The organism is Arcicella sp. LKC2W, from assembly GCF_034931005.1.
In the GTDB taxonomy this organism is placed as follows: Bacteria; Bacteroidota; Bacteroidia; order Cytophagales; family Spirosomataceae; genus Arcicella.
This window is the reverse complement of record NZ_JAYGIN010000001.1, coordinates 169,553-192,999: the sequence shown is the minus strand read 5'-3', so window position 1 is coordinate 192,999 and position 23,447 is coordinate 169,553. Positions and strand designations below refer to the sequence as shown.

Sequence of the window (23,447 nt, the reverse complement as noted above, 5' to 3'; positions counted from 1 at the left end):
TTGATTAAAATAAAGTTCCCCAATGGTTTCTCAAGAGGGTAAAGAAATAAAAGACAATGTTTGATGCCGAAGCATTTTATAAGTTAAGCAATAATCTGTTGCGTATGGTTTTTAGTGTCAATTTTACTGATGATGTCTGTGATGATTCCTTGTTCATCAATAATGAAAGTTGTGCGAGCAGTACCCATATAAGTTTTTCCATACATTGATTTTTCAACCCAAACACCATAGGTTTCTACCATTTGGTGGTCTTCATCTGAAAGCAAAGTGAATTTCAAATCGTATTTTTTGATGAACTTTTGATGAGCTTTTTCACCATCAACACTTACGCCAATAATTTCAAAACCTTTTGCATTAAGGTTTGTTAAGTTTTCATTTAGGTTACAAGCTTGTGCGGTACAACCTGGAGTATCATCTTTTGGATAAAAGTATAAAACTACTTTTTTACCCTCAAAATCAGATAACTTAACGATGTTTCCGTTTTGGTCTTTCTGTTCGAAGTTTGGGGCTTTGTCGCCTATTTTTAAGTTCATTTTTTTTCGTTTTAGCTACTTTTTTGACGATTGTTTTGGGTAAAATTCTTACCGTATCAATGTTGGCTTCAAAAGCACTCTTATTCCCTTGATTATCTTCTAATTCTAACCTTAATTTTCCGTAAAATCTCTGTGATGAATCAGCTTTTACAGACCATAATAACGAGCGTTTTGCATCGTAGTCTGTTAAGATATATTCATTATTGACAAAAGCTTTGAAACTCCTGATTCCAGAAAGATTATCTCCAATTCGTATTTGAATATCATCTGGTGTTTTCTTCATCATACTCGCCTTTGGAGGTATCGTATCAACTAATACAATAAAATCACCTAAACGTTTGGTACTGAAAGATGCTTTATTGCCATTCCAAACTGTTTTTAAGAATGATTTAACATTTTTAAACAGGTGATAGATAGAAGTTTTATCAGGTAAAATATACTGAAAATTGGGTGTGTAAATAACATCAATTTTACCTTTTAGCGGTAGGGTTACTTCTCCGATTTTTAATTTATTTCCTACTTCTTCAGTTTGCAAATAAAGTGTATCGTACAAAGATTTATACTCAAAGTTGATGTCTAAGCCATCTGATTCAAAAGCATAATCAATATTTGGAACAATTACTTTTCTAAAATTTGTCGCTTTTGAAACTCCATCAATAATAATTGAGTCGGGTAAACTCTTTTTCAAGTCCCAAAGATACACCGCTTCATTGTTTTTAACATAATTTATTGGTAAATCTATTGTAGATTTAGCGAATTTTAAGCTCGCTACAGAGTTGACAGTCTTTAGGTTATGTGCTTTGATTATTAGTGTGTTATCTTCAATAGACTGGTTAAACAATACTGGTAAATTATTGGGGCTAATGGTGGTTGAACCTTCTTTCTTTTCACCTTTAATTGTAAAGTTCAACACGGTGCTGTTCTCAAAAGTATCCCAAATTTTTATAGTAATTTGATGCGTTTTTCCATCAGTAATTTTAATTTTTCCTTTTGTTAATGACGGTTTATAGATTTGAAGTTTGTCATTTCCATCCTCCTGAAATAACTTCTGAAACCTCTGTCCTTTCATTTGTTCATGGGCGTAGTCATTATGGACGTTAATGTCGTGAGAAACATCATTCGGGAACTGCTCTAAATGAGAATAATATTGCTCAACCCCATCCACAAAAAGTTCCACACATGAAAGCCCATTTGAATTGTTAGTGCCATTCATTTTATCAACGGCTAATAATTCAAGTCCTAATTCACCGTTTGCATAAATTTCGTTGTTTAGCGAATAAGCATTACCAATCTTGGTTGGATAAAATAATTGTTTGCCGAATGCACCATTAATTCGAGAATCGGTACTAAGTGTTTTTATAATTAATTGTTGGAAAATAGGAGGGAGATTATCTTTAATTTCTGGAAACCCAAAATTGAGTGGATTCAAAATATTATTGATTACATCTCTAATCTCGAAGTGTAAATGTGGACCTGCCGAACCGCCAGTATTTCCAGAAAGCCCAATGATTTGTCCTCTGGCAACTTCAAATTCTTCGGGTTTAAGATTAAGTTTTATTTCAAATGTCTGACTTTCGAGGCGTTTTTTTCGTACATAACTCGCTAAAGGTTCCGAAAAAGTTTTCAAGTGTCCATAAACTGAAACGAAACCATTGGGGTGAGTAATAAAAATTACATTTCCATATCCGCTCGTCTGTACACGTACTTCTGAAATATATCCGTCACCTGTTGCATAGACAGGAAGTCCTTCTCTTCCTTGCGTTTTTATATCAATTCCTGCATGAAAATGGTCGGAACGCAAATCTCCCATTCCACCCGCTAAATAATTCTGTTGATTTGGGTTTATCGGAAATAAAAAATAGCCTTTAGGATAGGTTAGTTGAGGTTTCTGAGCCTGAATACTTAGGTAAATTAGACTTAGAAATATAATATTTATTAATTTTTTCAAAGTTGTACTTTAATATTAAAAAAATGGTAACGAAAGTTTAAACGGCTTCGATATAATTACTTCACTTCAAAAGAAAGCATTTCCGTATCTTCTATAAATGCTGTCAATTTATCCCCAATTTTTACTGCTCCAACGCCTGAAGGTGTTCCTGTAAAAATTAAATCTCCTGTTTTTAGAGTAAAGTATTTTGAAATTTCGGCAATGATTTCATCAAAATTCCAAAGCATCATTTCTGTGTTTCCTTGCTGACGAGTTTCCCCGTTAATTTCTAAATGAAAGTTCAGTTTTTTTAAATCCTCAAATTTGCTTTTTTGAACAAAATTTGAAATAGGAGCAGAGCCGTTAAATGCTTTCGCTTTTTCCCATGGTAAACCTTTTTCTTTCAATCTTGCTTGAACATCACGAGCGGTGAAATCAATACCGATACCAATTTCGTCATAATATTTATGAGCAAATTTAGCTTCTATATTCTTACCAATTTTGTTGATTTTCAATACAAGTTCTACTTCGTGATGAATATCATTTGAAAAATCAGGGTGGTAAAAAGGCTCATTATCCTTAATAATGGCAGTATCAGGCTTTAAGAAAATAACGGGTTCAGAAGGTCTTTCATTATTTAGTTCAGCAATATGGTCGGCATAATTTCGCCCAATGCACAAGATTTTCATATTTCGTCGTTTATAAAGTAATTCGCCAAAGTTTTGAATGGCATAGTTTTTTGTTAGGATTGCACATAAAGAATTAATGAAAATATCTAAATGAGACTTTATTAAACAAAATTACCTCGAAATTATAGAAATTTAGAACCTTTTTATGATTTTTACGTCTCAATTGTGGATATTAGCGAAATATCTTTGATTGAAACAAAATGAATACCTTAAACGGAATATTAAAATGAAGAGAGTCATTTTTTATGGAGTAATTCTCCTAACTACTTTGTGGGCGTGTACAAAAGTGCCTTTATCTGGTAGAAATCAGTTATTATTAGTTTCTGATGACGAAATGAATGCGATGGCATTTACCAGTTATAAACAGTTTTTGGATACCAGTAAAGTTGTACCTGCTAATTCTCAACAAGCGGCAATGGTAAAACGTGTTGGGGATAAAATTGCTCGTGCGGCTCAATCATATTTTGAATCAACGGGTAATGCTGATTATTTAAAAGGTTATCAGTGGCAGACTGAATTGGTGCAGAGCAATCAAGTAAATGCTTGGTGTATGCCAGGTGGAAAAATGGTGGTTTATACTGGAATTCTTCCAATCACGCAAACCGAAACAGGGCTTGCCGTAGTAATGGGTCACGAAGTTTCTCATGCTATCGCAAAACACGGTTCAGAACGTATGAGTCAAGGAATGTTGGCACAAGGACTTTTAGTAGCAGGGCAAATTGGCTTGGGTGTTGCCTTAAAAGATAAACCTAATGCAACTCAAAACCTTTGGAATAACGTTTTTGGCGTTGCTGCACCAATTGGAGCTCAATTAGGAATGATGGCTCATGGGCGTTATCAAGAGTCGGAAGCTGACCATTTGGGGTTAATATTTATGTCAATGGCTGGGTATAATCCAATGGAAGCTGTAAACTTTTGGGGACGTATGGCTGCCAATTCTGGCGGAGCAAAAACCCCAGTTTGGATGTCAACTCACCCTTCCGACCAACAACGTATTTCAGATATTAAAAGTCGAATGGGCGAAGCGATGAAATATTATAACGCTTCAAGTAAAAGTGGGTCAAATGGTAGATTTTAATTTTAGAGAATAGATGATAGAGAATAAATATTAGAGAATAGATTTTAGAGAATAGATTTTAGAAAATAGATAATAGAGAATAGGTGATAGAGAATAGATTTTAGAGAATAGTGGAGGGATTTTTTTATGAATTTCTGTCTCAATTAACAACAAAAAAGGAGCGAAAATTAATTTCGCTCCTTTTTTATTGTTAATTGAGATTTTAAAGTTATCAATAATTTATACTCTAAAATCTATCATCTATTCTCTAACCTCTATTATCTAATCTTCAAACTACATTGCCGCCAAAACCTCTTCTACTTTCGTAGCAGCGTCTTTCAACAATACAGCAGAATATACTTTTAAGCCTGATTCGTCAATGATTTTTGCACCTTCAGCAGCATTTGTACCTTGTAAACGAACAATAATCGGTACAGGAATATCACCAATAGCTTTGTAAGCCTCAACAACACCCGTAGCAACACGGTCGCAACGAACAATACCACCGAAAATGTTAATCAAAATAGCTTTAACGTTCGGGTCTTTTAAGATAATACGGAAACCAGCTTCAACAGTTTTAGCATTTGCTCCTCCCCCAACATCAAGGAAATTAGCGGGCTCACCACCTGAAAGTTTGATGATATCCATCGTAGCCATTGCTAAACCTGCACCATTAACCATACAACCTACGTTACCGTCAAGTTTTACATAGTTCAAATCGTTTGCAGAAGCTTCAACCTCTAATGGGTCTTCCTCAGTTACATCACGTAATGGAATAAAATCAGCGTGACGGTAAAGAGCATTGTCATCTAAGTTTACTTTCGCATCAACCGCTAAAATTTTATTATCAGAAGTTTTTAACACTGGGTTGATTTCAAACATTGATGAATCTGTTTCAACGTAAGCTTTATATAAAGCGTTGATGAATTTCACCATTTCTTTGAAAGCATCTCCCGATAAACCTAAAGCAAAAGCAACCTTACGAGCTTGGAATTGTTGTAAACCAACTCTTGGGTCAATCCATTCTTTAATGATTTTTTCTGGAGAGTGTTCTGCCACTTCTTCAATGTCCATACCACCTTCAGTTGATGCCATGATAACATTACAAGCTTTACCACGGTCTAACAAAATAGAAACGTAATATTCTTTAACCTCTGAAGGACCTGGGTAATATACATCCTCAGCAATCAAAACTTTGCTAACTTTTTTACCTTCTGGACCAGTTTGGTGTGTAATTAATTGCATGCCCAAAATCTCTTCAGATTTTTGACGAACGTCATCTAAGCTTTTAGCTAATTTAACGCCACCACCTTTACCACGACCACCTGCGTGAATTTGAGCCTTAATTACGTGCCACCCAGTACCCGTGCGGGCGGTAAGTTCACGGGCAGCCTCAACTGCCAATGCGGGTGTATCTACCACGATGCCTTCTTGAATGCGGACACCATAGCTTTTCAAAATGTCTTTTGCTTGATACTCGTGAATATTCATTTGATACAGTTTTTTTATGCGAAATAAATTCGTGTGCTAAATTACTGACAAACTATTTAATTAAGCGTTTTTCTTTGGTAAATATTTATATTTCCTATATCAAATTTGTAATTTTGACGTATAAATACACAAATAATGAGGCTACTTACTTATTTTGGGTAGTCTTCAAAACGTAAAAATGCCTAAACTCAGCGTCCTTATCCCTACATTCAATCATCATAAATTTATTGCCAAAACATTGGAAGGTGCATTGATGCAAAAGACCAATTTTGACTTTGAAATTGTGATTGGCGATGATGCTTCAAGTGATGGAAATCAATTGGTTATCCAAGAATTTGTAGATAAATATCCCGATAAAATTCGAGCATTCTTGCATTCTGAAAATTTAGGTCCTTCTTCTCCAAAAGAATTAGGAGGGAAAAATAATGTGGCGTTTCTTTTTGGAGCTTGTAAAGGTGAATATATTGCTTTGTGCGAAGGCGATGATTTTTGGACTGACCCTTTTAAATTACAAAAACAGGTCGATTTTTTAGATAACAATCCAGATTATGCTCTTTGTCATCATCAACTTGCGGTAATTTATGAAGATAATTCTCCAACTCATGATTTTAACGAAGAGAATCACAGGGATACATCTTTACTTACGGATTTATTAGAAGATAAATCGTGGTTCTTGGGAACTGCCAGTACGGTTTTAAGAAATGTATTTACCAATGGTATGCCAAAATGGTGGTGGAAGTCTGCAAGTGGTGACTTAGGAATCTTCATTGAAGTGGCTAAATACGGTAAAATTAAATATTTACCCCAACGTATGGGGTGCTATCGTAAACATCGTGGTGGTATGACTAATATTCATACGCCGCAAAATATTTTTTTTCTACGGAATAGGATGGAAATGTTTCAAGAATTAGATGGGTATTTTGAATCAAAGTATTCAGGATTTTTACAGAAAACCATCGCCAATTATCAGCAAATAGTATTAGAATTGGAGAAAAACGGATGAAATTGACTAAGTTTTTCGGAAAAAATATTATTCGGTAGTACACATTATTTTATTGACCTTAACTTTGAAACATGAAAAATATTCTTTTTGTAAGTCATGATGCCAATCGAGCAGGAGCTCAAATATTGCTTTTGCGATTTTTACGACTTCTGAAGGATGCAAATGAAGCGTTTACTTTTTCGATTCTTTTAAAGGACGGAGGCATTATAGAGGAGGATTTCAAAGCAGTTGCCCCTGTGTATTTTTGGAAACAAAAGTTACAATCTCGAAAAACAATATTGATTAATAAATTTATTGGAAAAATTACTTCTACAAAATCCCCTGAGAATCAGACTTTAGAAAACCTTAAAGCTCAAAAGTTTGATTTAGTCATTAGTAATACCATTACCAATGGAGATATTTTGCCTGCACTGAAGGAATTGAATTGCCCAATTATTACGTATGTACATGAACTTGAAATGGGTATTCAACAATATACCTTACCAGAACATTTTCGGAATGTAATTAAATTGAGTAGTGCTTTTATTGCTTGTGGTGAGGCTGTAAAATTAAATCTTATCGAGAATCATGAGATTGAATCTGATAAAATAATGATTTTACCCTCATTATTACCTGAATCTGCCTTAAGTTTTGTGGCTGATAAAGAGAAAACAATAAAATTGAAAAACCAATATGGTATTCCTGAGGATGCTTTTTTGGTAGGAGGAATTGGTACGGTTGATTTACGAAAAGGAGTTGATATTTTCTTACAAGTTGCCAGAAAGTTTAAAGAAAATAAAGAAATTTACTTTTTGTGGCTGGGAGGACAAAATACGGAAATTGATTATAAAATATTCCAAATTGATAATAATCGTCTGGGATTGGAAAATGTTGTATTTCAAACTTCCGTTAGCAATCCTTTAGACTTTATGTCCAGTTTTGATGTTTTTTTTGTGTCCTCTCGTGAAGACCCATATCCATTAGTTGTTTTGGAGGCTGCCATGTTGGAAAAACCAATTATTTGCTTCGACAAAGCTGGAGGAGCAAAAGATTTTGTAGAAAATGATTGTGGTTTTATCATTGATTATCTTGATGTAGATAAAACAGTAGATAAAATTGTAGAATTAAAAGATAATTCTGCACTTCGCCAACAAATGGGCAAATCAGGAAGAAAAAAAGTTTTAGAAATACACAATCAAGACAAAGCTTTTCAGACATTTGTAAAAATCTTGAACAATGAGTATTAGCCAAAAGCCTTAATACAAAATTAATTAAATTGAATGACCTTAGCCTTCACTATTTGCTCCATTAATTATTTAGCCCAAGCTCAAACTTTGGGGCAGTCGCTTCAACGTACTAACCCAGATGTAGAATTTGTGATTGGTTTAGTAGATAGACTTGATAAAGTGAACTTGGATGCAGATAAAATTCCCCCATTTCAGTTATTAGAAATTGATAAAATTAATATCAATTGTTTAGATGAAATGTGCGAACATTATGATATTACTGAACTAAATACAGCAGTAAAGCCTTTCTATTTTGATTATTTTTTCAAGAATAGACCCGATATTAAAAACGTTATTTATTTTGACCCAGATATTATCGTTTTTGATGATTTGAAGCCACTAAAGGATAATCTTGAAAAACACAGCATTGTTTTAACACCACATATTACATCTCCAATTACGGATAAATTTGATACTCGAGAAATAGACCATTTGAATACAGGTTTATATAATTTAGGGTTTGTAGCAGTTGGGCGAAGTGAACAAAGCTATCTAATGACTGATTGGTGGATGGAAAGACTGAAAAAAGATTGTGTGATTGACCTTTGTAACGGACTTTTTGTAGATCAACATTGGATGATTTTCGTGCCAATTTTCTTCAAAGAAGTAACTTTAGTGGATAAATACGCAGGTTATAATGTAGCGTATTGGAATTTACACGAAAGAAAAGTTACTGTCAATCAGGGGAAATATTTTATTAATGATGTACCCTTGATATTTTTTCATTATAGTGGATATGGTTTAAATAAACCAACTGAAGTTTCAAAATATCAAAATCGTTCTTCTTTTGAAAATAGACCCGATATTGTTCCACTTTTTGAATATTATGCCCAGCAATTGAAGGATAATTTTAATGATTATTATATTAAAATTCCATGTTTTTATATAAAACCTGCTAAAATAAAAAGATATTTAAGAGTACGGAAAGCATTGAAATACCCATTCAAGAAAATTCTTCAATTTGTTGCTTAAAAAACACACTGATTTATTATTATTATTTACCTTTTGTATCTATGACACCTAAACGTTTTATTGAAATTTGGAAATATCGATATCATAAATACGCCGACATATTATTGTCTGTGTATTATTGGTTATATGATTATTTACACATAAAATTCTATAAATTATTTAATCCCAATCAACAATTAATCGGTGTACTTTTAGCAGAGCATTTTGGCGATATTGTAGCTTGTGAGCCGATTACTCGAGAATTAAAGAAAAAATATCCTAACTCAAGAATTTATTGGATTGTACGAAAACCCTATCGTGAATTATTAGATTTTAATCCAAATGTTGATGTAGTTGTGGAGGAGTTTAGTGTGTTTTATTCGATGCTTTTGATTAAAAAACACCCTTTTGATGTTTTTCACAATTGCCATCTTTCGGGGCTGCGTCGCTACAATTATTTACGAACAACTTTACAAAATCCGCAAGCAGTTTCCTTAAATATTTTAACAGATAACTACTTTAATCACGGAAATATTCTGGAGGTTTTTGCAAAAGTTGGAGGCTTGCCCGTTTTGAAAGAAGTTCCCAAAATTTATATTCCACAGTCTGTGATTACTGCCGTTGATAAACTGAAATTGCCACAAAAGTTTATTGTAATGCATTGTCACTCAAACTATTCTCCTAAGGATTGGCAAGTATATTATTGGGAAAAATTAGCACAGGATTTATTAGCAAATTTTGATTATTCAGTTATTGAAATTGGCTTAAAAAGCACCCTAAATGTTAGTCAAAATGGCTATACCAATCTGTGTGGAAAATTATCATTGCTTGAAACGGCGGAAGTAATTAAAAGGGCTAACTTCTTTATAGGCATTGATAGTGGGCCTGCTCATTTTGCCAATGCAGTTGGTACTTATGGCTTTTTATTATTTGGTAAATTAGGAGATTTCAACCATTATATGCCTTATTCAGGTGATTATGAGGAAAAGACTAATGCAAAATTTATCGTAAAAGAAGGACAACCATGTTCAGAACTTGATTATAAAGAAGTTTGGAATGTGATTTCTGAACAAGTAGAATCAGCGGTTTTATAAGCAAAAAGGTAACTTAATAATTAATGAAAGCAATTTTAGATGTATCCTTGTTGGGGCAAGGATTTTATTATCCCAAAGCCCGTACAGGAATATTTAGAGTGGTAGAAAATTTAGCAATCTTATTGCCAGAAATTTCTGAGGAACTGACGCTTTATTATGCAGATACACTTGATTTACCTGCGACATTACGATATTTTGAAGATAATCTTACTTCTCCAAACTTTGAATTTGCCAATAATCAATCTCAGGTTTCAAAAGCAAAGTTTGAGAATAGCTTGCTTTCAATTTTTTCTTTGAATTCAATTCCTCAAAAAATTATAAAGCGAATATTATACAAATTGAATTCGCATGATGCGGTATTTCAAGATTCGCTTTTAGATAGTTCCGCAATTTATCATTCTCCTTATTTCCCGATTCCAGAACAAGTTCAGCAGAAGAAAAGAATTTCCAAATTAATTACAATTCATGATTTAATTCCGATTAAATACCCTCAATATTTTGAGAATCAAACTGAAAATGTTGTTCACAAAATTGTAAAGTCTATACAAAAAGATAATTTTGCCGTTTGTGTTTCAGAAGCAACCAAAGTCGATTTGTTGGAAATAACAGGAATGTCAGAAGAACAAGTTTTTGTATCTCCATTGGCTGCTTCATCTTCCTTATTTTATCCTGTATTCAATCAAGAGGTAATTAATTATACGCTTGCAAAGTATGCAATTTCGACTTCAAAACCGTACTTTCTGAGTATTTCGACGCTTGAACCTCGAAAAAATATTGATACCGTTATCAAAAGTTTTGCCGAATTAGTTACTCAGGAAAAAATAGAAGATTTGCAATTAGTTTTAGTTGGAACTAAAGGTTGGGATTTTGATAAAATATTTGAAGCTATCAAGGTATCTCCAACCATTAAAGATAAGATTATTGTAACGGGTTATGTTCCCGACGAAGACCTCGCTGCCCTTTATTCTGGTGCCTTAGGTTTTGTTTATATGTCGTTTTGTGAAGGTTTTGGTTTGCCACCTCTTGAAGCAATGCAATGCGGTACACCCGTTATTTCTTCAAATACGACTTCCTTACCTGAAGTAATCGGTGATGCTGGAATTTTGTTAGCTCCCACCGACAGAGACTCTATTTCACAAGCCATGATTGATTTATTTCAAAAAACGGACTTAAGAGAGTCTTTGAAAACTAAATCAATTTCAAGAGCGGGCTTGTTTTCTTGGCAAAAGTACGTTAATGAGAACTTTCAAATTTATCAGAAAATAGGATAAATTAGAATATATTTTTTGTTAATGTCTTATAAATTAAGCCTTTATTAACTCAAAATAGTACAAAATGATTTAAGTCGAAAATTCGGCATATTTTTTGTAAAACATTAAAGTAGAACATATAACACACCCAGACACCGCCTATCTGGGCATAAACAGTTTTCCTTACAAATGGATACAAATTCACTGGAAAATGCCCTCAATCCGAACGATTCGGAGGCAACTTATCGAGCATTACGAGATTCTATTTTACAGATTTATCAGTTCGGTACCAAAATAGCTAAGGAGGCAAATCCTGACAATGAACTTCAAGTTTCTTGGGAGTTAGGTGATACTTCTTTGATGAATTGGATTAGTGATACTCACTGTTATTTGAGTAGAAAAGGTCAAAAATTGCAATTTTTAGCACGTCCTTCCAAATTAGAAATCATTAGTTTTAGTTTAGATGAAGGGGATAAATTATTGATTTGTAGCGATTCGTTACGTCAAAATTTGTCTGATAATGAAATTGATGAAATATTACAAGAAAGTAATGGATCGGAAGTTGGTTGTCAAAACCTTTTGAAAATTGCTAATGTCAATGCTTTATCGGGAGAAAATACGCATAATATTGTGGTAATGGAGGTGATTAATCACCAAAAAGTTATTACACCAACTCCGATAGTTGATACTAAAAAATCAGATAAATCTTCCTCTAAAATTAAACCTATTTGGTTTATATTGCCAATCTTGTTGTTCGCAATGGGTGCTGGTATTTATTGGTTATTACAAAATAATAAGGTGGATTTTGGTAAAATGTTAGGTTTTGGTAAAAGCAATGTTGTTTTAGAAGATACTGTTAATTTTATCAATAAAGACTCCATTGAATTAGCAAAAGCTAATGAAGTTATTACAAAAGAGTTTGAGACTGAAAAAACCGACGTAGTAACTCCAGAACAAAAAGATGACTTTACAAATGCCCCTGTTAAAGAACAGAAATCGGACTTTGAAACGACAAAACCTTCTATCATAGATAATGGTTCGACTTCCAAAAATGATTTAAAATCAAGTTCAAACAAGCCATCATCTAAAAAGACTGAAGCATCAGAAAGTTCATTTTCAACAAAATCTTCTACAAATAGCACTTCGTTTGACCCTGCTAAAGAAGAGCAAAATTATAATGCTCTACTACAACAGAAAGAAAAATGGATGACAATAAAAGCTGATTTAGAAGGTACTTTGAGTAGCGGCAATACCGCAGCAGCCGAGAAGCTTAAAAATAGTGAGAAAGTATTATCAAGAATTGAACAAAAAATTCGAGAAAGTGCTAAAAAATTAGGAAAAAATTAAGAAGATTTATCCACAAAAAAGCCTCTAAAATTTAATTTTAGAGGCTTTTTGTATTTTAAACAGTTTCAATATTGAAAGATGGATAGAAAGGAATGTTAGCTTTAGATTTTACGACTAACCTAATAAAACCAATTATGAAGTGGCTAATTCCTTTTGAGAAGGTATTTTATTCTGATTATCAGTTGCTTCTGAGTCATTCTTTAACGCTTCTTCTTTGCGGTTTGCAATGTTCTTTTTGAGAATATGAGAAATCCACATATAAACGGCAAATAATGAGAAAAGAATATAAAGCGATGTTGTGTTGTCGGTAGTTTTACTGATTGTTAAGAATAATATTGTTGAAATCAATGTAAATGTCCATAAAATAACGGATGCTTGAAAATGGCTCATTCCACTATCTATTAAGATATGATGCAGGTGATTTCTGTCGCCAACAAACGGAGATTTTTTATCTTTTAATCGAATAATAAATACTCGTAGTGTATCAAAAATTGGAACAATTAAAACTACAATGGCAAGTATTGGTGCTGAAAATGAAGCATTTGGGTTAAATCTGTATTCAATATTTAATTGAATAAATTTCAAAGCAAACATCGTAAGCAAGAAACCAACAATCAAAGAGCCTGTATCTCCCATGAATATTTTAGAAGTCTTTGAGTAATTAAACCTCAAAAAACCTACCAATGAGCCAGCAACAGATGAAGCCAAACAAGCTAAAGCATAGTGTCCATTTAAGTAAAACCATAGCCCAAACATACCTCCCGAAATCATTCCTATTCCGCCAGCTAAACCATCAATTCCATCAATTAAATTAATGGCATTGATGAGGGCAATGAAAATAAAAACGGTAAGTGGTAAGCTAATTAAATAGGGGATTTCATGTATCCCAAAAATACCAAATAAGTTTTCTATTCGTAAATCTGCAAATATTACAATTAGAGCCGAAGCACCAATTTGTCCAATCATCTTTTTCTTAGGAGATAAAATTAAAATATCGTCTTTTACGCCCAAAAAGAATAAAATAACAAGTGCGGAGATAGATAAATGGATAAGTTGTCCTTCATCGGGGTTTTCCCACAAAAAATAACTTACTAAAGTTGATGCAAAAATTGCTACTCCGCCTAAAGTGGGTGTTTTCGTAATGTGTGAGCTTCTTTCCCCTGGGTCAGCCATCAAGTTTTTTAATCGGGAAATTTTAATAATTACAGGAATTGCTGTAATAGAGGTTGTACAAGCTACGATTGCAGATAGAACTATCTGAAAAAGTCTGTCATTGTACAAAGTCAAAAAAAAGTTGCTCATTGAAATGAATGGTAGTTTGCTGAAAATTTACAATTTTATATTCAAACTATTTTATGCGGGAGGTTAAAATCGAAAAGTATCATAATTTACGATGAATACTAATAATTACCAAAAGTATTACTCAGAAATTACTCGGTCTCTGATTTCTTTCGCAGGGTTGCCTTGATATATTTTGTAAGGTAATAAATCTTTTGATGTAACTGAATTAACGGCTAAAACAGCATGAGAATGGCATTTAACACCACCACAAACAACTGATTTTGCACCAATCCAAGTTCCTTTTTCTAAGTGTATTTCTCCTGGCATTAAATCAAATGTACTTTTTTTATAATTGTGGTTTCCTGTTAGTAGCATCGCCCCTTGAGAGATACACGCATGGTCTTCTATTACCACTTTTACAAAATTATCTATCCAAACTTGTTCTCCAATCCAAACGTAATTACCAATTTCTAAAAACCAAGGATATTTGATGTTTACTTTGGGTTTAATCATGACATTATCCCCAACTTTAGCCCCAAATAATCTTAAAACAGTAACTTTTATAAAAACTGGAATGGGTAGGTAATTATTTAAAATCAAAGTATTTACTAAAAACCAGAGTAGGATTTTGGCTTTGTTACCTGGATTATACCAGCTATTATTGAATTTTGATAAATCAGTTTCAATTTTCATTTTTCTAAATCTTTATCATATTCTGTTTTGAAAAAATCTTTGATAGCTTGTTTGTCTCTGCCTACTCGATGATAAACTTCGTAAATTTTCGCATCAACTAAAAATCTATACCAAAAGCCCTGTAAGAAATGCCACATCAAACCCTGTTTGCCGTCTAAGAAACCTAATCTAAAAATATATCGGTAAAAAAAGTAAAAAACTGGTCTGGTAAATAAAGGAACTGAAGCATATTTTACTTTTAAATACCGTTTTCTTTGTTCTTGCGTACCAAATAATTTTGGTTCAACAGCTTCAAAATCTCGGAAATTATACTTGATATTCAATAAATCAATGACTTCACGAATTGCGTAAAGATTATGCTTTTGCGTCCACCAAGTGAGATTATTTAGGTTATGGTCAACTAAATCGTTTTCCATTTGGATTGTTTTTCCTTCAAACAATTTTATGTGTTCGTCCATCCAGCTTTCTTCGCAAATACCTTGTCCATTTCTCCAAATTCTCAACAACCACATTGGATAATAAGAACCATGACGAATCCATTTATCGAAAAACATCACTCTTCTTTTAATATACATTCCACTGATTTCGGAAGGAGTTGTATGAAGATTTTGCTTAATTTCTTGTGCTAATTCGGGCAGAACGTACTCATCTGCATCCATTCGCATGAGCCATTTTGTTTGATATGGATTATTTTTGATGCCATGATTGAATTGAGTTGCATAGTTAATCCATTGATTTTGAGTTACTTTTGCTCCTAATGATTCTGCAAGAGCAACTGTTTTATCCGTAGAACCCGAATCAACAATGAAAATTTTATCCGTAAATGTCAATAAAGATTTCAAACATCTCTCAATATGTTTTTCTTCGTTGAATGTTAAGATGATGACTGTAATATCTTGCATTATAAATTGTTGATTGGGCTATAAATGTTACTTCTTAACTATTTTCTCGAATTCATTGTAAAGTTGTCTTGCAACAAGTTCAATGTCATATCTATCCTTTACCAAAGCAATTCCATTTTTAGCGATTGCCCGACAATATTCTTCATCATCTAACATTTTATTTAATCCTGCAACGATACTTTCTGGATTCAATGTCACTAAATGTGCCGCATTTGTTTCTTTTATAGCTTCTCCAAAACCAACTCGGTCAGATAGGAGAGAAGGAATCCCTGAAATGAGGGCTTCGAGCGTAGCTATTGAAAACCCTTCCGAATGAGAAGGCAAAGCAAAAATGTCTGCATCTGCAAAAGCTGCTAATTTATCGTCTCCCGTTAACATTCCCACTAATTTGATGCGGTCTTGTAGGGCATTTTCAAGGATAAAGTTTTGGGTTTCTGTCAAGTAACCATCATCTGGACCAGCCATTACTAATAAACAATCTTCTCGCTGAATGGCAAGCGACTTGAAAGCTGGCAAAAGCAAATCTAATCCTTTTTTGAGATTAATTCTGCTTAAAAACAGGATGATTTTCTTGTCAGTTGGCAAATTGAATTTTTCTCTAAAAATACCTTTTTGGGGTAATCTTGCAAAATTACTCAAGTTCATTCCATTGGGAATAATCTTAACATTCGAGTGTTGATAACCTAAGAAACGCTTTAAATCTTCCTGTTCATCGGTATTATTGATTTGAATAAGCTCGGTTTTCTTTAGAATACTTTTCTGAAACAATAAACCAAATATATATTTTTTCCAATATCCTTTACTGATTGTCCAACGGTCGAGCAAACCATGCGTGGTAATACATTTTGCGGTTGTAATTCCTGCTAAATACGGTGCAACTCCTGCAAAATGCCAAACACCATGAATATGAATAATGTCGTATTCGTTACCATGGTGTTTAATCCATGAATATAATTCGGGAGAAAATTCAGCCCAAAATTTAGCCAACCAATGACGTTTACACGTGACTACTTTCGCTCCGTCTGGAATCGCATAAATCTTTTGTCCTTCTGAAATCGGTGTGAGAATTGTTACTTCTGCACCCATTGACATTTGAACAACAGCATGGTCATAAATGATTTTTGGTGGGCCACCAATATCCCAAGAATATCCACAGATATTTAATATTTTCATTTTAAAATAAACTTTGCAATTGGTTTTTCAATCCATTTATGCACGAAAATGCTGGTAATGACGATTGAAATAATGATAAAGTAACTATAATTTATTTCCTGAATTGCGGTGAATTGATAACCTAACATTTGAGGTATTTTATTCATTAAAAGCATCATCGGAAAATGTATCAAATAAAGTGCATACGAAGAATCTCCAAGTGTTAAAAATAGCTTTGGAAATGAAATAAAGCCATTTTTTTCTAAATTGAGTAGTGTCAGTAATATTAAACCAGAAGGTAAACCAAAAGTTAACACTCTTTGAAATGAATCAACATCGCTTACGTCGTACCCAAAATAAATGATTATAAAGATGGCAACGCTAAGCAAAATTAAGGACAAAGCCTTAGAAAGTTGTATTTTTTCATAAAACTGAAAAATTAAACAGCCTAAAGCAAATTCAAAATTATAGCCACTAAAAATAAAATTGAAATAGGTTAATTCACTACCTGATTGACTGATAAATATATTATAAAAAGAACCCAATAAGATTAATAATGGTATGATAATGAGTCTTTTAGAGACGATTAACAGAGCAAAAATAACATAGAAGAAAATCTCATAGCTCAATGTCCAAGTAACTGGATTTATAGCAAAATGCAAGGGAAATAACAAATAAGTTTGTAGATACGCAATGAATGTGTGCGGATAACCGATACTAAAGACATTTTTGTGTAAGACATTGGTAATCAACCAACCCAATGTAAAAAGTAGCGTTGTAATTATCCAGTAAATCGGATAAACTCTGATAAAACGTTTACTCAAATACTCTTTTATTTTTGAGGGATTATTGAGGTAGTTTTTACTGGTAAAATGAATAATGAAACCACTTATTACAAAGAATAAATCTACCCCTGCGAAGCCAATACTAAAATAGTCTCCTAAAAGTAAATGTGGTTCGTAATAACGTTTTACATAGCCACCTGTATGATGAATTACCACCGCTAAAGCTGCCAAACCTCTTAAAAACTGAATGGAATTTATGATTTTTTTTGAAGACATCAATTATAAAACGGCTAAATATCCTGCGTACATTTCTTTCGCCACGTTTTCAGGAGAATATTCTTGGATAATTTGTTGTGAAGCTTTACCCATTTCTTGTAAATTTTGGGTTTGACTCATGAATTTCAATAAAATGGTCTTTATTTCGTCTTTTTCATAAGGAGAAAATGTATAACCATTTACGCCATTTTTGACCAAATCAATGGCACATCCGCATTTTTCAGACACTAACACAGGCATTCCGCAAGCCATTGCTTCGTTAACAACCAAGCCCCAAGGTTCTGAATAACTTGGTAGTACCAAAACATCACTTAAAGCTAAATATTCGGGTACTTGTTGCCAAGAAACTCCTCGCTGAAAACTGACATATTTAATTTGCTTGGTTTGAACAAATTGCCGTAAGTCTTCTTTCTGTTCACCATCCCCTAAAATAATTACCCCCCAATCGGTGGTTATTTGTTTCTGTGCCTCAGCGAATGCTTCTAAGAAATTAAATAAGTTTTTATAGTCAATCAGTCTGCCAACAAAAATGAAATTATGAGAGGCTATTCCTAATACTTGTTGTTTGGGTTCTCTATTTAGTCGGTATTTATCGTAAATATTTTTGAGTGCAACATTATCAACGCAATTTCTATTTACCAACATTTTAGAAGCTTTTGCTCCCAATTCCAAAAGGTAGTTTTTAGAAAGCGTACCAAAATTAAAATAGCCATCAAATTGCTTGATGATAAATGACTTTATTGTTTCTTTAAATTTATCTCTGGCATGGTCGCCAGCCGTTGATTCATTAGAAAGAATGGTTTTAATTCCTTTTAATTTGCAATATAAAAGTATCGCCCATGATGCCAAATCGTAATATCCCGTCAGATTTACAACATCAGGCTTAAATTTAATAATTGCCCCATGAATACCTGAGATTTTTTGCCAAAGACCAACTTCTTCGAGCGTTCCTTCATGCAGAAGTTGATATGGATATTGATGAATTGAGGTGTCTAAACTGCCTAAATCAACTCTGCTTTTCTCAATAGTAGCAATTTGAACAACTAAAAGTTCATTGTCTTTTTGTGGAGCTATTATTTTCTGTAATTCATTGAAAATAATAGCCTTATAATGAGCCCATAGTTGATTATGAACAATTAAAATTTTCATAAAAATGGGTTACATTACTGGTGAAGTCTGCGGGATGTATTTTTTTAGAAATTGTGTATTTCTTTGAATGTATTTGATGCCTAAAAAACGAATCATTACGCAAAAAATAAACCAATATGGCGTTCCATAGGGTTCACCTCCTGTGAAAAGTCCAACGAAATAACACATATAGAAATACCCTAAAAAGGTAGTTAATGGATTTGTTCCTTCTTTTATTGCTCGCAACGCCTCCTTAAAAATGACCAAGTTCATTAATGAAAAACTAATAAATGCAACAATGCCACAGTCAATCCAAGTTTCTAATAATGGAATATCCATGTATAAAAAACGATAGCCTTTTCCAAGTATCAATTGCCAGGGTGTTTCAAAGAATATTTTTTTAAATGTGGCAAAGCTGTTTACTCGTCCCATAGCTGAGTAATCAATATTTTTAGTATCTTCCGCCATGCCTGTTGCAGTTAAAATAGCTCTTGTGAAGGTTATTGTAACGGCATCATAGTACATCGTAATAATAGAAACCAAGTTTGCTTGTGTACTTACAAAATAAGAAAATCCTGCAAATAAAAGGACAATAAGAAAGATATTTTGTGGTTTAAAAATACCTACAAATACTTTTTTAACGGTTTCTCGTGATACGTTATAGTAACAAAAAATAGCAACGGTAAAAAAGAATGCTAATAAAATTGACCTTGCTTGTGTCAAAACCAACACAATGATTGATAATACCATGTTGGCTAAGGAAAACATTTTCCATAAGAGGTTTTTGTTTCTTAGCATCAAATAGGAGGCAAATACACCTCCAAAAGCATTTCGAGCATATACGTGTGGATTTCCACTGGCTGTTGTTGAACCATCTCCAAAAACAACTGAAGCCCTCTGACCAATCACAAAATACGGATTGGTAGCCATAGAGTAAATCAAACAAACACTTCCAAGAAAAGTTAGGAACACTACAATCGGTAAAACATAATCTTTTATGTCATTTGAAACCCCAAGAAGTAAAAAGAAAAAGGTAAAAATGAACATATAATTCCCCAAATCACGGATAAAAACGTATCTGTTTGCCGCATAACCATAGAACGGATTTGCAAAAAAGAAATTGATGAGAGCAACGGCTATAAAAACCGATGCAAGCCGAAAAAGAGGCAGATTTGGCTTGTAGAATTTTTTGAAAATATCGTCAGGAGAAATCATTAATATCATCCCAAGGACTAAACTACCAATTGTGAATGTTGATGCACCACCAAAACCAGCAATTTCTTTGAAAAAGAAAATTAGAGGACTTCCCATAAAAACCATGAAAATCCCTAAAAACTGTCGGCTATATTTAAAGTTGAAATATGAGTTCATGATGTAAAATTACAAACTATTTAAGAAAAAGAGATGTATCGTTATTAATGAATATTTTTAGGTTTGAATTCATAGACCCAAAAACTATCTCCTCCGCTTTTCGTAAATGCTTTTAGGGGAGAATATTCACTCAGATTTTGTTTCGTAATTAGATAATGATATTTACCATCTGCAAAGTTTTTGAAAGCTGTTTGTTGAACTAAACAATGGCTCATATTTTTATTAGACTCAAAGAAAAAGTCAACGTCATAACGTTTAGATAAATCAGAATCAAAATATTTTAATGCAATTTGATATTGAGTGTCAAACAATTTTTCGTCCTCAAATGCAAACGATTGTGCCACAATAGGCAATGAAAACTTATTTATAGAATCATTCGGAGGTAATTTGAGTAAACTATTTAGTTTATTTATTCTATAATTATCACTCGCATTAAGTTCATATTCTCTTTGAAGACAATTCTTGTTTTTGGGTACTAATCCGTCAAAATCAAGTTCGCAAGCTATTTTTTCGTTATTGGGTAAAGTTTTAATCCATGCAATAGCATCTGCAAGATTCTGTTGTTGTGTTTTAATCTCAAAATTATTCTGATATATAGAATATGTTGTATTAGATAACAGAAGTAACGCCACCAAAACAATTTTCCAGTCAGCATTAAGTTTGATAATATTTCCTAAACCATAACCAATCAACACTAACGCCATAATTGACATCGGAACAGTGTGAGAAGAATAAAGTTGAGAGGCTTTGAGGGAAGAAAACATAAAAAAGAAGAAATTCCCTAAAAATAATAAAACTAAAACTTTCGATTGATGTAATTTATAGAAATACCAAATCCCAACAATTGCAAAGATTGAAAAGCAAATGTTCATTGGTTTACTCAAAAAACTGTTTATAAAAGTCATATTAAAAAAACTTGCCATTGGGTCATGGTTAATTTTAATAAACACACCACCCAAAAATGATTTCATCACCACTAACGTATCAGTAACGACAAAGGGCATTAGACCAAAAAGTGCTATGGCTGATATTAAAATAAGATTGATATAACTTTTCAACGCAATTTTTTCATTTTTCAGCATCATAAAAATACTAATAAAAACAAATGGACTTAAAAATAGATATATTAACCGTTGGGTAATAACTACGAAAAATAGAAAAATTATATAAAAAGCAAACTTGGGAGTTAATCTATTAGTAAATAGAATCAGTATAATGATATACAGAAAAATGCTTGCAGAAAGTGCCTCTGGTCTGATAATGGGAACAGATAACCAAAGAAAATCTGCACATAAACAAACCAAAGTTAACATAAACTTAGTTTGATTATTTAGTGAGCTACTGTTAGAATGAATAATAAATTGGATTGTTTTAAAAATAATAAAACCCACCAAAAGTATTTGGATATAGCGTTCCCAAATGACAAATTCTTCTCTGTGATTTATGTAATGGAAAGTATTTTTATCAATAATTGTTAAAATATCTGGTAATCCATGAATATTTTTGAGTTGACTGATTATGGTAATTCCTGTCCAAACAAGAAAAAGAAAATAAGCAATAAATGTACTTGGAATAGCAGCCCATTCTAAAGCTCTCGGTGTATTACCATAAAAGAGAAATATACCCGATTCTCCGATGAAGTTTTCATCAGTTGTGTAAGTAATAATAGGAGGAGGTGATACAATACCGAAGAAAATACTGATTATCAAAAGTATAAATAAAATACCTGTGGAGACAATTGAAAGATTACGGATTGAATACATGGGCTAAAGAGGTTTAAATTAGAAAAAGCCTTCACACGATAAAGTATGAAGGCTTTTCTTGAAGTGATCCCGACAGGATTCGAACCTGTGACCCACAGATTAGAAATCTGTTGCTCTATCCAACTGAGCTACGGAACCGTCACAAAATAAAATAGTTATCAAAAGCTTGATAACTATTTTGTCGGGGTGGCAGGATTCGAACCTACGACCTCTTGGTCCCAAACCAAGCGCGATACCGGGCTACGCTACACCCCGAAAATTTACCCGAAAACATAATTGAAAAATGAAACTTACTTTTGTCAAATATGCGGAGAGTGAGGGATTCGAACCCTCGGTACCCTTGTGAGGTACGGCAGTTTAGCAAACGGCTCCTTTCGGCCTCTCAGGCAACTCTCCTTAACACATTTAGTTTCTCTTTCGATACTCTCGTTGTGTTTAGGTGATGCAAAGGTACGGCGTTTTTCTTTAAAGATGCAAGCCTAAAGAGAAAAAAACTTTAAATTTTTTGAAACTTTTTTGTACTTGTTCTTGTACTGTTTTGAAAAACAGGGAGTTATTGTACACTTATATTTGAATATTTTTTTGCACAAAAATGCGTTAAATCTGAAATTAGGGTAATTTTGAATAGGGGGTAGAGGATTTTGAAGTGTCTGTTGATAAAAAATAACTCATATTCCTTTAAATATTAGAAGATGAAATCTTTTCAACATTGTACAATTGTATTGTTTTTACTCTTTTTGACTTCTTGTGCATCTACAAAGGTGATGCGATTGAAGCCTGTTGAGCAAGAATCTATTTTTGATGGAGGTAAGCAGATTGTTAAACAAGAACGTGACGATATTAAAATTGTGGCTTCTTACGATGGACAATACCAAAAGTATATGATTTTTGATGTTGAAGTGTTTAATAATACATCACAGCCATTGACTGTTTCGCCCAAAGATTTTTTATTTACTCCGCTTGATGAAAATAAACAAACACTTCAGTCATTAGATGGAAAATATGTTTATTCTTATGAAGGTGTTGAACCGCAGGAACAAATGAACTTGATTAGACGAGAAATTGCTTTTCAGGAATCTAAAATTAAACGAGCGAGAGTGGTCAATACCGTTTTGTTTGTTGGAGGTATTGCCGCCCTAATTGCCAGCTCTGGTAGATATACTGAAAGTGCATGGAAAACTGCAAGAGTTGCAGAAACGGTAGTACAAGTTGCTCAAGTAAAAAGAATTATAGACCATGAAAATTTTTACTCAAGAATGAATAAACTCGAACACGATGGGAAAATGTGGCAACAAGAAAATTTTAGAACAACAACGTTATTACCTGGCACTTCGATACGTGGAGGTGTATTTTTGGAAGCAAACTCTCACGCTAAGTTTGTTCAGTTGAGTTATCAAGGTACAACGAATCCAATTAATTTTCTTTTTGAACAATGGTTTGAGGTGAGACGATAAATTGTTTGTCAAAATTTTCGCTTAGGCTAAGGAAT

General features: G+C 33.1%; 20 protein-coding genes and 3 tRNA genes. 8 read left to right on the top strand and 15 right to left on the bottom strand.

Features of this window, described 5'->3' with window-relative positions:
- Positions 1 to 83 precede the first annotated feature (83 nt).
- From bcp to VB796_RS00790, 3 genes are read right to left on the bottom strand one after another with little or no spacing between them, the layout of a single operon-like run.
- Positions 84 to 533 (bottom strand): thioredoxin-dependent thiol peroxidase, encoded by a 450-nt coding sequence (gene bcp / locus VB796_RS00800; RefSeq protein ID WP_323344603.1) that lies wholly within the window; start codon positions 531 to 533, stop codon positions 84 to 86.
- Positions 466 to 2,481 carry a M23 family metallopeptidase gene (locus VB796_RS00795; protein ID WP_323344602.1) on the bottom strand — a complete coding sequence of 672 codons (2,016 nt, stop codon included), beginning with the start codon at positions 2,479 to 2,481 and terminating at the stop codon, positions 466 to 468. The genes bcp and VB796_RS00795 overlap by 68 nt, the downstream gene beginning before the upstream one ends.
- Positions 2,482 to 2,537: 56 nt before the next feature.
- Positions 2,538 to 3,149, bottom strand: coding sequence for a fumarylacetoacetate hydrolase family protein (locus tag VB796_RS00790; protein ID WP_323344601.1), 612 nt, complete (start codon positions 3,147 to 3,149; stop codon positions 2,538 to 2,540).
- Positions 3,150 to 3,375: 226 nt separating this feature from the next.
- Here VB796_RS00790 and VB796_RS00785 point away from each other — a divergent pair, with 226 nt between their 5' ends.
- Positions 3,376 to 4,227, top strand: coding sequence for a M48 family metallopeptidase (locus VB796_RS00785; RefSeq protein ID WP_323344600.1), 852 nt, complete (start codon positions 3,376 to 3,378; stop codon positions 4,225 to 4,227).
- Between the two features lie 273 nt (positions 4,228 to 4,500).
- Here VB796_RS00785 and sucC read toward each other — a convergent pair whose 3' ends face one another.
- Positions 4,501 to 5,697 (bottom strand): ADP-forming succinate--CoA ligase subunit beta, encoded by a 1,197-nt coding sequence (gene sucC / locus VB796_RS00780; RefSeq protein WP_323344599.1) that lies wholly within the window; start codon positions 5,695 to 5,697, stop codon positions 4,501 to 4,503.
- A gap of 178 nt (positions 5,698 to 5,875) precedes the next feature.
- Here sucC and VB796_RS00775 point away from each other — a divergent pair, with 178 nt between their 5' ends.
- The 6 genes from VB796_RS00775 to VB796_RS00750 all read left to right on the top strand — a co-directional run bounded on the left by VB796_RS00775 (position 5,876) and on the right by VB796_RS00750 (position 12,607).
- Positions 5,876 to 6,700 (top strand): glycosyltransferase family 2 protein, encoded by an 825-nt coding sequence (locus tag VB796_RS00775; RefSeq protein WP_323344598.1) that lies wholly within the window; start codon positions 5,876 to 5,878, stop codon positions 6,698 to 6,700.
- Between the two features lie 71 nt (positions 6,701 to 6,771).
- Entirely contained in the window at positions 6,772 to 7,926 is a 1,155-nt protein-coding gene (locus tag VB796_RS00770) for a glycosyltransferase family 4 protein (protein WP_323344597.1), read from the top strand.
- A gap of 33 nt (positions 7,927 to 7,959) precedes the next feature.
- Entirely contained in the window at positions 7,960 to 8,937 is a 978-nt protein-coding gene (locus tag VB796_RS00765; RefSeq protein WP_323344596.1) for a glycosyl transferase, read from the top strand.
- A gap of 41 nt (positions 8,938 to 8,978) precedes the next feature.
- The gene (locus VB796_RS00760; RefSeq protein ID WP_323344595.1) at positions 8,979 to 10,010 is read left to right on the top strand and encodes a glycosyltransferase family 9 protein; all 1,032 of its coding nucleotides are present in this window, start codon (positions 8,979 to 8,981) and stop codon (positions 10,008 to 10,010) included.
- 23 nt (positions 10,011 to 10,033) lie between these two features.
- Positions 10,034 to 11,281, top strand: a complete 1,248-nt coding sequence (locus VB796_RS00755; protein WP_323344594.1) for a glycosyltransferase family 1 protein — start codon at positions 10,034 to 10,036, stop codon at positions 11,279 to 11,281.
- A 168-nt stretch (positions 11,282 to 11,449) separates the two neighbouring features.
- Positions 11,450 to 12,607: a PP2C family serine/threonine-protein phosphatase gene (locus tag VB796_RS00750; RefSeq protein ID WP_323344593.1), complete on the top strand. Its 1,158-nt coding sequence runs from the start codon at positions 11,450 to 11,452 to the stop codon at positions 12,605 to 12,607.
- A gap of 132 nt (positions 12,608 to 12,739) precedes the next feature.
- Here VB796_RS00750 and VB796_RS00745 read toward each other — a convergent pair whose 3' ends face one another.
- The 11 genes from VB796_RS00745 to VB796_RS00695 all read right to left on the bottom strand — a co-directional run bounded on the left by VB796_RS00745 (position 12,740) and on the right by VB796_RS00695 (position 22,354).
- On the bottom strand, positions 12,740 to 13,909 hold the full coding sequence (locus tag VB796_RS00745; protein ID WP_323344592.1) for an MraY family glycosyltransferase: 1,170 nt from the start codon (positions 13,907 to 13,909) through the stop codon (positions 12,740 to 12,742).
- A gap of 117 nt (positions 13,910 to 14,026) precedes the next feature.
- Positions 14,027 to 14,581 carry a WcaF family extracellular polysaccharide biosynthesis acetyltransferase gene (locus VB796_RS00740; protein WP_323344591.1) on the bottom strand — a complete coding sequence of 185 codons (555 nt, stop codon included), beginning with the start codon at positions 14,579 to 14,581 and terminating at the stop codon, positions 14,027 to 14,029.
- Positions 14,578 to 15,483, bottom strand: a complete 906-nt coding sequence (locus VB796_RS00735) for a glycosyltransferase family 2 protein (protein WP_323344590.1) — start codon at positions 15,481 to 15,483, stop codon at positions 14,578 to 14,580. Before VB796_RS00735 ends, VB796_RS00740 begins: the two co-directional genes overlap by 4 nt.
- A 27-nt stretch (positions 15,484 to 15,510) precedes the next feature.
- Complete coding sequence (locus VB796_RS00730) at positions 15,511 to 16,656, bottom strand: glycosyltransferase (protein ID WP_323344589.1); 1,146 nt, start codon at positions 16,654 to 16,656, stop codon at positions 15,511 to 15,513.
- Positions 16,653 to 17,696: an acyltransferase gene (locus VB796_RS00725; RefSeq protein ID WP_323344588.1), complete on the bottom strand. Its 1,044-nt coding sequence runs from the start codon at positions 17,694 to 17,696 to the stop codon at positions 16,653 to 16,655. The genes VB796_RS00730 and VB796_RS00725 overlap by 4 nt, the downstream gene beginning before the upstream one ends.
- 3 nt (positions 17,697 to 17,699) lie before the next feature.
- Positions 17,700 to 18,845: a glycosyltransferase gene (locus tag VB796_RS00720; protein ID WP_323344587.1), complete on the bottom strand. Its 1,146-nt coding sequence runs from the start codon at positions 18,843 to 18,845 to the stop codon at positions 17,700 to 17,702.
- A 9-nt stretch (positions 18,846 to 18,854) separates the two neighbouring features.
- Complete coding sequence (locus VB796_RS00715) at positions 18,855 to 20,195, bottom strand: hypothetical protein (protein WP_323344586.1); 1,341 nt, start codon at positions 20,193 to 20,195, stop codon at positions 18,855 to 18,857.
- 44 nt (positions 20,196 to 20,239) lie between these two features.
- The gene (locus VB796_RS00710) at positions 20,240 to 21,958 is read right to left on the bottom strand and encodes a hypothetical protein (protein ID WP_323344585.1); all 1,719 of its coding nucleotides are present in this window, start codon (positions 21,956 to 21,958) and stop codon (positions 20,240 to 20,242) included.
- A gap of 64 nt (positions 21,959 to 22,022) precedes the next feature.
- Positions 22,023 to 22,096 (bottom strand) — tRNA-Arg (locus VB796_RS00705).
- A 43-nt stretch (positions 22,097 to 22,139) separates the two neighbouring features.
- Positions 22,140 to 22,213 (bottom strand) — tRNA-Pro (locus tag VB796_RS00700).
- Between the two features lie 53 nt (positions 22,214 to 22,266).
- Positions 22,267 to 22,354: transfer RNA gene (locus VB796_RS00695), tRNA-Ser, on the bottom strand.
- Positions 22,355 to 22,650: 296 nt separating this feature from the next.
- Between VB796_RS00695 and VB796_RS00690 the strand changes: the two genes are divergently transcribed.
- Complete coding sequence (locus VB796_RS00690) at positions 22,651 to 23,412, top strand: hypothetical protein (protein ID WP_323344584.1); 762 nt, start codon at positions 22,651 to 22,653, stop codon at positions 23,410 to 23,412.
- Positions 23,413 to 23,447: the final 35 nt, after the last annotated feature.